The organism is Mesorhizobium sp. SP-1A (assembly GCF_032460275.1).
Classification (GTDB): Bacteria; Pseudomonadota; Alphaproteobacteria; order Rhizobiales; family Rhizobiaceae; genus Mesorhizobium.
On sequence record NZ_JAVXZD010000002.1, the window covers coordinates 1,079,569 to 1,093,692 of the forward strand.

The window sequence follows — 14,124 nt, forward strand, 5'->3', positions numbered from 1 at the left end:
ATTACCGTTTGAATGTAGCCGTGGGAGGGGACGGTAATTGCAGATATTTCTTGCCAAATTTCTCACAGAGGATTTCACCGTTTTCAGCATGCAAGAATTCATGCCCCTCTTTAGCCAGTGCAACGGCGTCGACTTCAATGACCATGGGGCCAGGACCAGGTCGGGCCTCTGCGATCTCTAAAGCACGCTCAAATGTATCCACCAACCGAATGAAGTGCTTCTTTGACAAAGTAAGGCCGTGTTCCTCGATCTGATCCCGCGCTTCCTCCGTCGTTCCGAAGTAGAGCATTCCAGTAGGCACATATTGCTCATATCCCAAATCGACTTCAAACGAGTGGCCAGAGAGCGCCCGAATTTTCAATCCATTCTCGCTCAGAGCGAAACGTGTCTTATGAGAATCATTGAGAGCCTCTTCAATATGAACCCGATCCAGCTTTCCGTCGAACGCCTTCAATCCATTCAGGTAGTTAATAACAGAGTCGACTGACACAAAACCGTTACGATCAATGGAGAGCACACCATCAGGATTGTGTCGGAGCAAGCGCGAGAGACTTTTAGTGATCAGAGGCAACGGAAATTCATTGTGTTCCATAGAAATAGCTCCAAGCGACATTGCTGGAGCCATTTCTATCACGAGCATATGAAAATGTAACTAGATTAGGCCCTTTTTATTTTGGGTAATCAAATTGGCTATGAAGTTCTTTCGCTTGTCTTCTTTAAGCATCGGCACGCGATCCAAATTCCAAAGAAGGTCTCTCTTTTTGGAAACAAGGAAATGTGCGTAGGAATGCGAGCGCTTATCCCCACCCCACTGGATATGAATTTGCGGGTCGGCCAGATTATCTGGAATATCCAGCAAATTAGGAATCAATCCTAGTGAAAGGCCATCTCGCAAAAATGCCGTCATTGCCTCTTCGGGAACAGCACACTGCACCCAACCGAGACCATACGACACAACTGCATAGTCCATCTTAGAGAGTTCGAGAGCCGTCATGAACATAGAGTTCTTGTCAGCGCCCTTGATCCAAGCTCCCTGCCAGCTGGTCTGCGCTCGATCTTCGCCATTTTTTAGGGGGCCAGATTTCCATTTTTCCTCGGCAAGCGTAGCTGCACGCCATAGCGTTTCAGCAATGATACCTGCTGACCACGAATTCTCGTTGTACTTATCAGAAAGGAATTCCTTAACAGGATCGGGCAATTCACCACTCAAAGAACCGTATTCTCTGCCCATCCAAACTGATCGAACATCAACCTCAGCCATCCGATCAAGAATGACAAATTCGGGATGCGACACCCAGCTGCGTAACGTTCTGCGTCCTTGGTCCGTCGCGTTGCCAAATCCATAAACTGGTGCAATTTCTGGCGACATTTTTTCGACCGAGACTTCAACCATGCATGGCTGAACATGGTCGCGAATGAAAGCCACTCGATCAGGACTCATGCTACGGAGTTGGGTCTTGCTGTAGTGTTCAAATGGTCCATGTGGGATAGGAGTATTCAGCATCTCCAATGCATAAAGGATACGCGGCTTGCGCAGCATGATGCGCGAGCTGCCACGAACCGAGCGGACACTCGTAACCGTGAACTCTTCCCAAGCCTGACCAGTCTTCATAATCGAAGCTGCTTCAGATTTCGGATACTCGGCCTCAGGAAGAACAATACGCAAATCATCGCGCAGTGTCTTGCCAACAAAGGCGCGGTCCATGCCGATTCGAGGATCGACCTCACGGATTAGCCCATATGCCAAGCGCATTACCCGGTCAAACAAGGTCGCAAGGATAAAACATATGAAGTCGGGCGAGGTCACCTTTGGATCATAATTCCACTCATTTAACGCATTCGTATGCGATACAACGAGATACTTATCGTGGCGCAACCATGTCTTACGCCAGATATCAGATCGTTTATAGAAGAAGTCGTAGTTGATGTTGCTCCACCAAATGACGCCAGTGGAAAGGTCTTCAGGGCTACTAATGCGGGTAGGAGTTTTGTCGCCAGCAACACACGCCCAGCCAGGACCTGGTTCCTTGTCGTCATCGAACATGACAACACCAAATCGCCTAGTCGTGTCTAGTTCGGTGTCCATGCGAGGCAATCCTCCTTAAATATCAATCGTGCGCCACAAATACCCATTAATTATAGGATTTACAGCGCACAAAAGGTCAAGACAAATATGAAGATCAACCCAGGACAGACTTCATCAATCCAAGCCAAGAGTTCGGCTTGAGCATGGAGTACGGACCCCCAGCCTCCGACCAGCTATCGATTTGTTTCGCCATCACGTCCTCGGTACCTTGATAGCGGCGGCCAAGGGGCAACAATCGAATTCCAGCCAGAAAGTCTCTCCGCTTGGCATAAATTTCATCAGGCAGCAACATCATGGAATTGGCAATTTCCAATGGATCAGATGTTCCGTACAGCTTTTCGACCTCAACCTGACGATCCAGAAAGCTCGCTGTCATGGATTTAGCTGTATCCGACGCCTCACGATATGCCTTGATAATCGCTGGAGAAGCACGCGCCGTATTTTTAATCTGTTCAGCGGATCTTGTCGCAACCAAGCCAGTCCGGATCAGATGATGAAGATCAGCTTGCGAAATTTCAGGAAGCCAGATTAGAACCGCCTCTTTGTTGCGACCTGCAAGGCCAATATGTTGGCACATATGACAGAAGGTGCACGCGGTGATTAGGTTCTCAAGGCGGTTATCGGCATGATCATCATTGAAGTGGTGAACTTCCTGCCATTTGTTCGCTTTAAAGCCGCAAAAACGACAGGAGTATTTATCACGTTCCAACGCGGTTTTTCGAACCTTTGCGAACTCGGCGTCGGCTTCTGCGGATTCTGCATCGTTCATTCGCCAATTGGTCGTCTTAACGCTCAGAAATAAGTCAAGTAATTTAGCAGCCAACGCCGAACTCCTTTATTGCAAGATTAGGCCTTTTTCGGTCGAGACCATCCAAGCACCATTGTATTCAGTAATGCCAAGCACGCGGCCGACGTCGCCAACACTATCACCAACGCGAGCCTCGATAATGCCAGTATCGGTCTTCACCCAAGCCATTCCGCGAGAAACGCCCTTGAGGCTCATGTGCTCAACGATGGTAGGCTTCAAAGGAGGCTGGCTGCCAGTGGCTACCCGAGTAGGACTGACGGGTGCTTCCGATGAACCAGCGACCGAATTACGGACCACAGCTGAACCAGACGTCAGCTTCGATTCGAGATCGGACAGGCGGCCATTTAGATCATCAGCCACCGACTGGATCTTCGCATCGACCGATGCTTCAAGGGACGAGATGCGCTCCAAAACGGCTTTCAGCTCGGCAGCCGTTTCAGCGGAGATGGGCTGAGACTTAGCAGCGTCTTCCTGTTCACGCATCGCGGTAATCCCGCCACGATCTCCAGAGACCAAATCGTCTTCTGACGCAGGAGTCGGGACTGAAGGTAAGCCCAAAGGCGGTGCAGACGCTTCACCCACTTCTGGTATTGTCAAAGAAGGAGCTTCCTTTTCATCACCCAAGCTAGGAAGATCTGGAACCGGAGCCAAAGGTGACCCAGCGTCGGCAACATTCTGCTCCTGCTGAGTTGCACTAGGGATGCTCGGAAGTACAGGCGATGCCGCATCGACGGGAGCTGGAACAGTCGGAAGTGGAGGGGAGGCCACATCCTCTGCAGCTGGAGCCGGAAGCGGTAAGCCACCATCCTGCCCTGGAAGAGCGGTTGGGAACTGATTGATCGGTGCCTGAGGTACATCCGAGACAACCGTGTTAGGCTGGTCACCGCCGCCGAAGAACATAGGAGCCACTGACGTGTATCCTACGTAGCCGATTCCGAGCACAGCCGCTGCCATACCTGCGAGAACCAGCATTCCTTTTCCGCGACCACCGGAGTTTGCAACTGGTGCTGCTTGAACGACTTCTTCAGCGCCCATTTCCTCGGAGGCAAAACCTTCGCCTTCGGCGTAGACATTTTCCTCTTGGGAACCGAAACCATCGTCTTCGGTAGCGAAAGCATCTCCAGATGCATCGCCGCCAAAAAGACCATCCGCACTCTCAAAACCGTCCTGCGAGGCAAAAGACTGCGGTTCATCGTTCTCATTTCCGAAGTCATCGAAACCGCCGAAACCGCCATCAGTCGACGGTTCCCCAAAAGCGTCTCCGCTTACATCAGTTGAGAGATCACCAAAATCGTCGGCCGGATTTGCCTCACCTTCCATTTCAGCACTCAGATTATCCGGCGTCGGCATAGAATGAAAACTATCGTCTTCTTCAAACGCCCCAGCATTGGCGAAAATATCATCATCGCCACCCTGGGCGAATGGATTGTCATCGCCAGATAAAGCAAACGGATTATCAACGTCCGATCCACCGGAACCTGAAGGTCCGTTCCCAAAATCCATATCTTCAGGGCTGAAATCATCGGCTGATGTCTCAGCACCACCCCAATCTGCGCCGAAGTCGAATGGTTCATCATCAGCTGGGTTGTTTTTTGGATTATCGACCATCACAAAGCTCCAGAATTACAAGAATAGAACGCCGATAGCGGTTCCGCTTTCGACAATTACCGTGGTTGGGCGACGTCCGAACTCATCCATCAGGATACTTCCCGCGCTGGAAACAGCTTTACCACCCGCTGACAACAATTGTTCGTTGGTATTGAGTTTAGGTCTAGAGGAAATCGTAGAACCTCCCTCAGTAACGACTGTTGTTGTTCCATTATTTGCGAGGGCATCGCCAAAACCTTCGGCAAAGGATGCGGTGAAACCAATCGCCAATTTCTGGAAGAGATGCCGATCAACCTTGGTTGCGAGACCAGTTCCGATATATTTTGTGTCAACCGCCACGGTTTCAATCGGAACCGTTTCGTTGATCTCTTCACCAGAAGCGGTCTTTTTAACCGTCATCTTATTAAAGGAAATAATCAGGGAATTTTGAGCAGTCTGGAACGAACCGATAAGGGTCGCACCAGTATATTCACCCTGAAGTATGCGGGCCAATACAGGACCAGGAGAATCCGAGTTGGCGCGGCTAACCAATTCCGCGTAAAGAATGGTCCCTGCCAGCGGCAGCTTAATTTTCGAAGCCTGTTCTGCAGATCCAACTCTCGACGTCAAATCAGCTGCCGAAGCTGCAGGTCCAGATTGTTCGCGACGCGCGTCGATTTCAGCCTGAACAGCGGCGTTGGTCGTGAACTGGATCACTTCTGCGACCGCAATTGGGCGACGGAAATCTTTAATTCTATCCAGCAGTCGCTCAGTTTCCTGAGGGTCTCTCATCTGCTGAGGCGGCTGAACAATCGGAATCGATGTCTGCAAAGGCTGCTGCTGAATAACAACAGGCGGCTTTACCTCTGGTAATTCGACCTCCGGTGCAGCTTCTTCTGGCTCATCTGGGTCAATTACAGGAATCTGTTGCTCAGATGGATTTGGCCTGACGGTAGGCATGGCCGAAATTCCATCCTTTTTGGCTTCGGTAATTCGTTCCTGGTCGGCTTCTGCCAAAACCCGATCATACTGAGGCGGAATTGGATTCCCGCCCTGAATGGTAGGACCAGAATTGGGAGGGGCACTGACGGACGAATTAGGGGCAGCAACCTCAGAAGTTGAAAAAATGGAATATCCAACCGCACCAACAACAACAGCGCCCAAGCCCAAGAGCATCTTGCGAGAACCAGTTGTTGTGCCTTTAAGTTTTTTCAGCATTATATTTCTCCTGTTCTCTACGCCTAGCGGTCAATTTTTACGTACAATGACCTGCCAGCATCGGAAACGATCAGGACAGGGGCTTCCTTCAAGACAAACACATGCACGCCACTAGCGTTCTGCTGCTTGGCAACGAACGCAGGCGACAAAATGGGCTTAGAGGTTCTGACATAGAGCATGTCGTCGTAGCGCCAGGCCTGAACATCACGATCAGTGGTCTTGAGTTTTCGAGCGCCTTCGGGTGGGACGCCATCCAAGAAACCAAGCATCACGCTGTCATTCGTTGGAGCCAGAGAGCTGCCACCAACAGTGTCGTAGGCGGCGTTGGGGCCGCGCTGGTCCATCTGGGCATCGACACGGAAATCGACTTCGCCCGCAGAAGGACTAAGCGTCATGACAACGGGAACCTTGGCTCCTGCCAAATTAATCGCAATGTTCGTCGGAACATAAGCCTGCTTGCTCGAAATCGTTACGATGTTCGTGCTCTCGTCACCCACAGACTTCTGGACGTGATAAGCATCAGGGTTGCCGTTAACGATGCTCAGAACAGGCCAAGGCTGACCAGTGACATCGGAGAATGTCAGGGTAGAAACCCAACCTGGTGAAACTTTTAGGGAAGCAGGGCGTTCGCCCGATTTAAGGCTGACCTTAATCGAACGCGTAATAGGATTTATAGGGGATAGAGGCATGCCTGTTGCCTTATCCACTCCATCCAAAACCTGACGCATCTGCTTAATTTGACCAGGAGTCAAAGGAGCAAGATGTTTGAGAGCTTCCTGAAATGTTGCATCGGATGGATCAACATTCTCGATTGGCGAACCAACCACTGGCGTTGGCGCTGCAGCAGATGCCCCAGAACTCTGAGGGAAAGACGCCGGTGGCAATAGCAGGTCGCTGCCGTCTTGAGCAAAGACAGGCATTGTCGTACTCAGAGCGATGGCTATTGTTGCTGACAACGCCTTTTTCGATAGTTTCATTTGCTTAGACCTCAATTAGCTACGATCTGCGCGATGCCAAGACCTTTCGGGTTCTCAGTTTCGGGCCTTCTTACAACGGTAACCTGAACATTTACCGTTTGGGAAGTCTGAGAACTCGCCGACTGATAAGTAACGAGAATTGGAACCTGCAGTCGCCACGCGTAGGCACCGTCGACAAGCCCCTCTGCTACAACCACCGGCGCACTTTGAGGGACGGCTGAAGAAACAAACTGCTGCGAAAGGATTTTTTCAATAAATCCAGAACGATTAAGAGCCTGCTCAAATCCACGCCAACCAGGCTCGGTGAAATTTGGCCTGATATCGGCGAGTTGTTGCTCATGATTAGCAAAAGATACGGAATAAGCTCGCGTAATAACCTGCGTGGTCCAGCTCAAAACCTCATTCGTAGACTGCACTGGGCGGTTCAAAGCCTGAATTTCGCGGATCGCTCCGGTTGGAGTTGTCGTAAAGTAGCGGAATTCGACTGGCCTTGTTCCGAGATAAACATTCACAATAATCGAAACAAACAGAGCTGCAATCAGCCCATAAATCACTTTCAGAAGGAATATGTACCGATCTCTTGCCAAGGCATTACGGCTTAGTTCCGTCGCAGCGGCCAAGTCCATATGTGACTGAGCGCCATTAGAAGTCTGGGTCTTGTTCGTTTTGGCTGGCGCGGCCTGATTTTTTTTCGCCGGTTGTTTTGGTGAAAGAGCCATTGGTTATCCTCAAATCCCGATAAATCCAATTTAAATCGGGATTATACCCATTTGCAATCTTGACGGTTCTTCATTTCTCCCGAAGATTCATAGGTAGTCAACCTAGTTCAATGAGAAAGGCGTAATAATGGCCGAACTAATCAGACGGCCCTGGACCGATGCCGATGATCGATCTCTGATCGACCTCTGGCCTCGCGTGGGCAGCATTGTTCTCATTGCGCTTGCACTTCAGCGTTCCAGCTCTAGTGTTCAAACGCGTGCGAGCAGGCTAGGGCTTCCTCGGCGCTTGGAAGGAAATGATAGGCATCGGCGTAAATGGACGCCAGAAGATAACCGCGATCTCGATGCCTCCTTCGAGAAGCGAGTTAAAGATGATGGATTTATACCTATTTGTGAAATAGCCGATGATATCGGTCGCAGCATTGATGCAGTTGCCGCCAAGTTGGCTGATATGCTTGGTGGAGAAGAGGAACTTTTTTCGAAAATCCTCGTAGACAAGGCAACCTACTTGCCACCAATAAAGTCGCATGAGAAGAAAATCATCGATACCAGAAAAGTCGAAAAGCAGCGCCCGTGCCTTAAATGTCGGCGCAATTTTTGGTCAAAAGGGGCGCACAACCGCCTCTGCATGTCGTGTAAGGCGGCCGACACTGGGTCGGATTTTGATTATTAATCTCAAGAGCTGGTTGACTTAAATTAAGGGCGCTATATGCGCCTTTTATTTTGTGCGACACAATGACTCGTCATCTTTGTGCAAACACAAAAAATGGCCGCTCTCGCGGCCGTATTTTGTTTGTGACTGGAGGTCGGATGGGTTACGCAGCTTCAGAATAAACACCACATTCCATCAGTCTCTGCATATTCGCCTCGTAGCTGGCTCTCAGTGAAATTACCTCGTCGAGCTGCGCCCATAGATAATCCTTACTATCTGAGTCATTTCTAAAATGGAAGTCAAACCGAGACACGGGCATCGGCCGCTCGCCAGGATGGCGGTCTTCACCATATTTCTCGAAATGAAGATTTCCACGAGTAATTACGAAGTTGAACGGATTGAGTGCCGAGAATGCTTCCATCTCGAATACATATCGAATGTCATCTATGACGACATTTTTACCTTCATTTAGGAGGCAAGTGATCTTGGACATCGCGATATTTACCCACAGCTTCTCGCCGTGCATATTCCGCCACTCATCTCCTAAGGTCATCATCAGGCGTCGCGACGTGGTGCCACCGAGTTCAGCAATTGGCACCTCTTTCAAATCACCTTCAACGTAATCCTCAATGCGGTATTCCGGAATACCAGCATCTCTGAGAAGGCTACGCACCATGTTTTTCAATGGAGTTGCCATCTTCACACGCTCATAACCGTGTTTCTCGATTAGGTGAGACGCGAGCGTACTTTTACCTGAAGTTTTGAGGCCATGAATAAGAATCAGTCTTGGCTTCGACATGTTTAATTATGCCTTTCTATTCATAAAGCTTGGCGGGGATGAGAACGAATTGGGCTTTGGCTTATCACCACCAATTGCAGGCTTCACGTTCGCTATCGCAGACGGCAAAGTCATTGGTTGCTGCAAGACCTGACCATTTCCTGGTCGCCTGTGGGGCGGAATAGGCCGTGGAGTATGCGCCGTTGGCATTGTAGGCGACGAAAAACCTGATGGCTTCGAGACAGTGGGCTTCGCAGCCTCTGGAGCTTTTGGCCCATCAACGGGCTTCGGTTCTGCGGATGGTCGAGTTCCACCAAGGGTTGGCTTCGCAAACCCGCCCATACTAGGAGCAGATGGCTTAGGGCTGGCCTGACCTGAGGCTGTCTTGGAAGCTTCCACAGGCTTAATTGTCGGCGCAGACGAAAAGCCGCGAGGTGGTGGAGCAGGATTCGCAGGTGGAAGTTCTCCAACGTCATCGAAAGGATCAACGATAGGAGCGCTGGCCTGTGTTTTTTCGACGTTTTCGTCGGATACCGCTTTAACGATCTCCTCTGCGACCGATACATCAGCAACCAGCTCATCTTCGACTATAGACAGAGTATCATCTTCAGTCACTTCGTCTGGCTGATCCTCAGTCAAAAAAACTTCTTCAAAATAGCCATTCTCGACGTCTTCTTCTGCTTCAGAGTCAAAGACGTTCTCAACTTCATGAGTGTCTTCGCCAAAGCGATGGTCATCATCAAGAACGTCATCGCCTATCGAAGGACCATACTCATAGTCATCGGCGCTCAAAATCTCTTCATATGAGGCTAAATCTTCATCGGCAGGTGAAGCGGTGGCGGCACTGGCCTCCTCTGCCGTCAGTTCTTCAATTTCAGCTTGATGTCCGGCCGTGAGATCGGCGACGGCGACCGAAACATTAGCCACTTCGGCCTGCTCACGAGAAGTCGACACGTTCACATCATCGGCCTTCACTTCCATTGCTTCGACCGAAGGACCAGGCTGAGTAAGGTCAGCCTCATCTTCCGATACAACAGTGACACCGGATTTTGTAGCAATATGGTTGAATGCAGCGGTGAAGAGTGCCTTACGCCACGCGTTTTTGCCGCGATCACTGCCATACGGATTTCCTTTGCGCCCCTGCGCGACATAGGAAGACGCCTGCGCAACTATTTCATCAGCTTCAGCGATACGCGCGGGCGGCACATTCTCACCAAAATATTGCTCTTTATGAGTGGATTCAGTCCGAAGCGGCGTTTTGATTTCGGGAGCTGTTTTATGGGAAGTACCCGTTCTCGTGACCCCAATTTCAGTAATTGCTGCCGTAGGGGCGGAATTCTTCTGTTCTGAAACAGGCCGGACTTCAGCAGGCTTCGTTGCTGGCAAATCGATATTTACCGCATAACCTTCAACGCCAGACATGGACCATTTTGCCATTTCAAAAGCTATAAGGCCATTTTCATGCCCCATAGCCTCTATGGTGATGGTTCGAGCCTGCTCTTCAACAGATGCAGCTTCACGCAACAGGTTGTAAGCAGAAATACGCATCTTATGCGCATCAATTAACTGCTTTTCTGCCTCTCTAATTATTTCGGAAGCTGGTACGGATACGTTCATTTGTGATATCGAACCACTCTCTCTTAGATTCCAGATTCAGCAAAGAAAGACCTCAGATCATTCGGAAGTCCAAGCGACGAGTAAAACTTGCCGTCCTTGGCCACATAGGCAAGGAATGGCGTGCGGTCGAAGCCCATACTCCGAGCGAAGTCCATGTTTTTCTCCAAGAACTGTTGAGCCTTGTGATACTCAGGGCTTTCCTGATCAATCGATGGTTTCAAGTTGCGTCCGCCATTGGAATCCAACCATGCGCGAGCTGGACGAACATGCGCGAGCATGTCAGTGGCAATTGGCTCACTGCCTTTCAGACCTGCAATCATGATCACGCGAACCTTCAGCTTTTTGTCCAGAACGGACGGCTTGATGTGATCCCAAGCCTTGTGACAGAAAGGACACTGGGGATCGGCTACCATCCACAACGTGCTCGGTGCGGTAACCGATCCAACTTCGAAATAGGGAAGCTCTTCAGCCTTCTTCAGGAAATCTTCCTTGTTGAGCTTGCTAATCCAAAGCTCAGACATGTTCCCCATTTCACCTGCTGCTGGCCCCATAGCAGGCGGGAGTAGCATTGCAGTCTGCTCATCGGAAGCACCAGCGCCAGCAGCTTCGGCGGCTTTCTCAGCCGCTGGGGCAGGGGCGGCCTGAGTTTCAGGCGCTGGAGACTGACCTTCCTGAACTGGCTCATCGGTCCTATCCTTGGCCTGCTCGCTCTTTTCATCGCCCTCCTTCGGAAGGAGAGGTTGCGCCTTCTCAGCTTCAGCTTCAAACGACTTCGCAGCGGCTTCAAATCGAGCACGCATTTCGCCAACCTGAATACCAGTAACGATGGTTCCCCCCATGCCGATCATAAGGCCAGCGACGACATGCTTGCCATCAGGGGTGACGTAGAAGACCTGCTGCTTACCAGTGGCGTCTTCGCCAAGATATCCAAGAAGTCCGCCTGCATCACCGATTGCAGTCAGCTTGACGCCCTTGCTTTGAAAATAGCTGATAATTGGAGCGACGCGATTTTCACGTTCAGCGAAAGGGTTACGTTCCTGTGCAATTGCAGGGATGGCGACAAGCGCAGTTGCAGCGGCTAATAGAAAACGAAACGACTTCATCGGGAACTCCAATTTTTCCATAATTGTCGACGAAGCTGTTCGTCTCGTCAACCAATTATAGGGGTAATTCCCCCTATAATATCGCGGTCGGCCATTATTTTTTAAATGGTTTTTTACCAAAACTCATTTTGCCGGAGCCTTTGCTAAATTTTGACGATTTTCCGCTCTTCAGGTTGTCAGGGAAAATAGCATTGTTGCATTCAGGATAAGCATTACATGACAGGAATGTCTTACCCTTATTGTCACCCTTATTGATCATTCGGGTAACCATCGTCCCCTTGTTGCACTTGATGCAGGTAGACCCATGACCTTCAAGTGGTGTGACTTTTACCTCAGGCCATTTGCTGAAATTACATGAATTCGGATCATCCTTCGACCACGCATCGCACGAAAGGAATTTCTTGCCCTTGTGTTCGCCCTTCTGAACTTCACGCGTCAACAACTTACCTTTCCCGCATTGCGGACAAGTCTCACCATGACCTTCAATGGGTTTTACGTCCTTCTTTGGCGAATTAGGCCAAACTGCATGACGACAAGAATTCGGATCATCCTTATTGTAGGCATCACAAACAAGGAACTTTTTCCCCTTATGCTCACCCTTGTTCAGCATCCGAGTGACCATCTTGCCGACGCCGCACTTGGGGCAAGTCTCACCATGACCTGGAAGCGGCTCAATGGACGCACCCTTAATTGTGACGGTTTTACCCTTCCCCTTTTCAATCATTGATCGAAGGGACTTCAACAGAATTTCGGTGAACTGGGTTTCAGATGCCTCACCGCGAGAAATCTTCTGCAGCTGTGCTTCCCAAATTGCCGTCAAGCCGGGGCTGGTCACGTCGTTATCGAGAGCATCAATGACCGAACGGCCTTCCTTGGTTGAAACGAGCTTGGTCTTACCCTTACGCTCAAGGAATTTGCGCTTCAGCAGCGTTTCAATGATGTTGGCGCGAGTAGCTTCGGTGCCGAGGCCATCATTCTCACGGAGACGCTTCTTCACTTCTGGGTCCGTGACAAACTTATGAACGTTCGTCATGGCGGCAATCAGCGTACCATCGTTAAAATACGGGGGAGGCGTCGTGCGCTTCGCAGTGACGTCCCCCTTCTCGGCGAGCACAGGATCACCTTTGCTCATCGTCGGCAGGTTCTGATCCGATTCCTTCTCGTCTTCATCGTCATCGTCAGCTTCCGCGCCGTAAACAACGCGCCAGCCATTAGCGATAGGAATTCGACCAGTGGCCTTAAAGTTTTCACCTTCGACATTGAGCTTGGCGGTAACGGATTTCCATGTTTGCTCAGGGTGAAACTGGGCAATAAATGCCTTTGCGATCAGCTCGAACACCTTGCGCTCCATAGGCGACATTTTTGCCAGCTTAGCAGCCGAAAACTCTGAAGTAGGAATGATGCCGTGGTGGTCGGTGACCTTGCTGTCGTCCCATGCCTTTGAACGAAGCTTCAGGTCTGCTTTCTGAGCCGCTGCATCAAGACCTGGTGTCGACGCCAAAGCAGCCATAATCCCAGGAGCTTCGTCGTTGAGAATGGTACGAGGCAGATAGCGGCTATCTGAACGAGGATAAGTCGTCGCCTTATGGGTTTCATAAAGCGACTGGGCCACTTCAAGCGTCTCCTGGGCGGTCAAGCTAAGCTTGCTGGAACATTCAGCCTGCAGTGCCGATAGAGAATATGGCAGAGGAGGTGCTTTCGACTTCACAGCCGTCGAAAATTCAGTGATCTTGCCAGTTTTGCCAGAAATCTTCAGGCCAATAGCATCAGCAACCTTCTTGTCTGTCAGACGGCCTTCAGAATCCAAGCCTTCACAGTCATCAGGTATAATATAATCGGCGCGGAACGAACCATTTTCATGCTTGAAGATGCCGCTTGGCAAATAGTGATCGACAGGCTTGAAAGACTCGATTTCACGATCTCGATCAACAACAAGCTTCAAGGTAGGCGTCTGAACGCGTCCCACGGAAATAAGCATGTTTGCACCCGAGTTTCGGGCAAGGATCGTATACATGCGTGTCAGGTTCAGGCCGTGAAGCCAGTCAGCTCTCTGACGCAAGACGGCGGCAATCGAAAGATTGCGCTTCTCCACGTTAGGGAACTGATCATTAATAGCCTTGACCACATCCTTTTCCGCCATAGACGAAACCCAGACGCGCTTCGTCTTTGGTGAAAACGGGTCCCAGCCCATCTCCTCCAGAAGCTCATCAACAAGTAGCTGACCTTCGCGCTCCGCGTCGCCAGCGTTGACGACGTATTTCGAATTCTTGAGAAGGTCCTTGATGATCCTCAGATGCGCTGCCTTGTCCTTGTGAGGAGAACGACGCCATTTATCTGGAATAATGGGCAGATGCTCCATTTTCCACTGCTTTAGACTGGCATCATAATCATCTGGATTGGCGAGTTCATACATATGGCCAAACAGCCAAGTGACCGCGTCATTTCCAACGGTCCATGCGCCCTGACCCTTCTGTGCTTTTACGCCCAAAATAGACGCGCGAGCCTTGGCAAGTGCTTCTGCGAGCGAGGGTTTTTCGGCGATATAAAGATGTTCAGGCAAAATAATCTCCTTTTAACGG

The 14,124-nt window shown here is 50.3% G+C and carries 12 protein-coding genes; 1 reads left to right on the plus strand and 11 read right to left on the minus strand.

The window, feature by feature from the left end; translation table 11 throughout:
* Position 1 precedes the first annotated feature (1 nt).
* From QU595_RS14405 to QU595_RS14435, 7 genes are all read right to left on the minus strand, one after another.
* On the minus strand, positions 2-592 hold the full coding sequence (locus QU595_RS14405; protein ID WP_315923047.1) for an RNA 2'-phosphotransferase: 591 nt from the start codon (positions 590-592) through the stop codon (positions 2-4).
* Positions 593-652: 60 nt separating this feature from the next.
* Positions 653-2,086, minus strand: a complete 1,434-nt coding sequence (locus QU595_RS14410) for a hypothetical protein (protein ID WP_315923049.1) — start codon at positions 2,084-2,086, stop codon at positions 653-655.
* A 94-nt stretch (positions 2,087-2,180) separates the two neighbouring features.
* On the minus strand, positions 2,181-2,909 hold the full coding sequence (locus tag QU595_RS14415) for an HNH endonuclease (protein WP_315923051.1): 729 nt from the start codon (positions 2,907-2,909) through the stop codon (positions 2,181-2,183).
* A 12-nt stretch (positions 2,910-2,921) separates the two neighbouring features.
* On the minus strand, positions 2,922-4,502 hold the full coding sequence (locus tag QU595_RS14420; protein ID WP_315923053.1) for a hypothetical protein: 1,581 nt from the start codon (positions 4,500-4,502) through the stop codon (positions 2,922-2,924).
* A 15-nt stretch (positions 4,503-4,517) separates the two neighbouring features.
* On the minus strand, positions 4,518-5,699 hold the full coding sequence (locus tag QU595_RS14425; protein ID WP_315923055.1) for a DotG/IcmE/VirB10 family protein: 1,182 nt from the start codon (positions 5,697-5,699) through the stop codon (positions 4,518-4,520).
* A gap of 23 nt (positions 5,700-5,722) precedes the next feature.
* Positions 5,723-6,676, minus strand: a complete 954-nt coding sequence (locus tag QU595_RS14430) for a DotH/IcmK family type IV secretion protein (RefSeq protein ID WP_315923057.1) — start codon at positions 6,674-6,676, stop codon at positions 5,723-5,725.
* An 11-nt stretch (positions 6,677-6,687) separates the two neighbouring features.
* On the minus strand, positions 6,688-7,395 hold the full coding sequence (locus QU595_RS14435) for a DotI/IcmL/TraM family protein (RefSeq protein ID WP_315923059.1): 708 nt from the start codon (positions 7,393-7,395) through the stop codon (positions 6,688-6,690).
* A gap of 127 nt (positions 7,396-7,522) precedes the next feature.
* Between QU595_RS14435 and QU595_RS14440 the strand changes: the two genes are divergently transcribed.
* The gene (locus tag QU595_RS14440) at positions 7,523-8,068 is read left to right on the plus strand and encodes a hypothetical protein (RefSeq protein ID WP_315923061.1); all 546 of its coding nucleotides are present in this window, start codon (positions 7,523-7,525) and stop codon (positions 8,066-8,068) included.
* Positions 8,069-8,210: 142 nt separating this feature from the next.
* On the opposite strand, the gene QU595_RS14445 is transcribed toward QU595_RS14440, so the two are convergent.
* The 4 genes from QU595_RS14445 to QU595_RS14460 all read right to left on the minus strand — a co-directional run bounded on the left by QU595_RS14445 (position 8,211) and on the right by QU595_RS14460 (position 14,105).
* Positions 8,211-8,846: a hypothetical protein gene (locus QU595_RS14445; protein ID WP_315923063.1), complete on the minus strand. Its 636-nt coding sequence runs from the start codon at positions 8,844-8,846 to the stop codon at positions 8,211-8,213.
* A gap of 6 nt (positions 8,847-8,852) precedes the next feature.
* On the minus strand, positions 8,853-10,442 hold the full coding sequence (locus tag QU595_RS14450; protein ID WP_315923064.1) for a hypothetical protein: 1,590 nt from the start codon (positions 10,440-10,442) through the stop codon (positions 8,853-8,855).
* A 23-nt stretch (positions 10,443-10,465) separates the two neighbouring features.
* Positions 10,466-11,545 (minus strand): thioredoxin fold domain-containing protein, encoded by a 1,080-nt coding sequence (locus tag QU595_RS14455; protein WP_315923066.1) that lies wholly within the window; start codon positions 11,543-11,545, stop codon positions 10,466-10,468.
* A 94-nt stretch (positions 11,546-11,639) separates the two neighbouring features.
* Positions 11,640-14,105 carry a DNA topoisomerase 3 gene (locus QU595_RS14460; RefSeq protein ID WP_315923068.1) on the minus strand — a complete coding sequence of 822 codons (2,466 nt, stop codon included), beginning with the start codon at positions 14,103-14,105 and terminating at the stop codon, positions 11,640-11,642.
* Positions 14,106-14,124 lie beyond the last annotated feature (19 nt).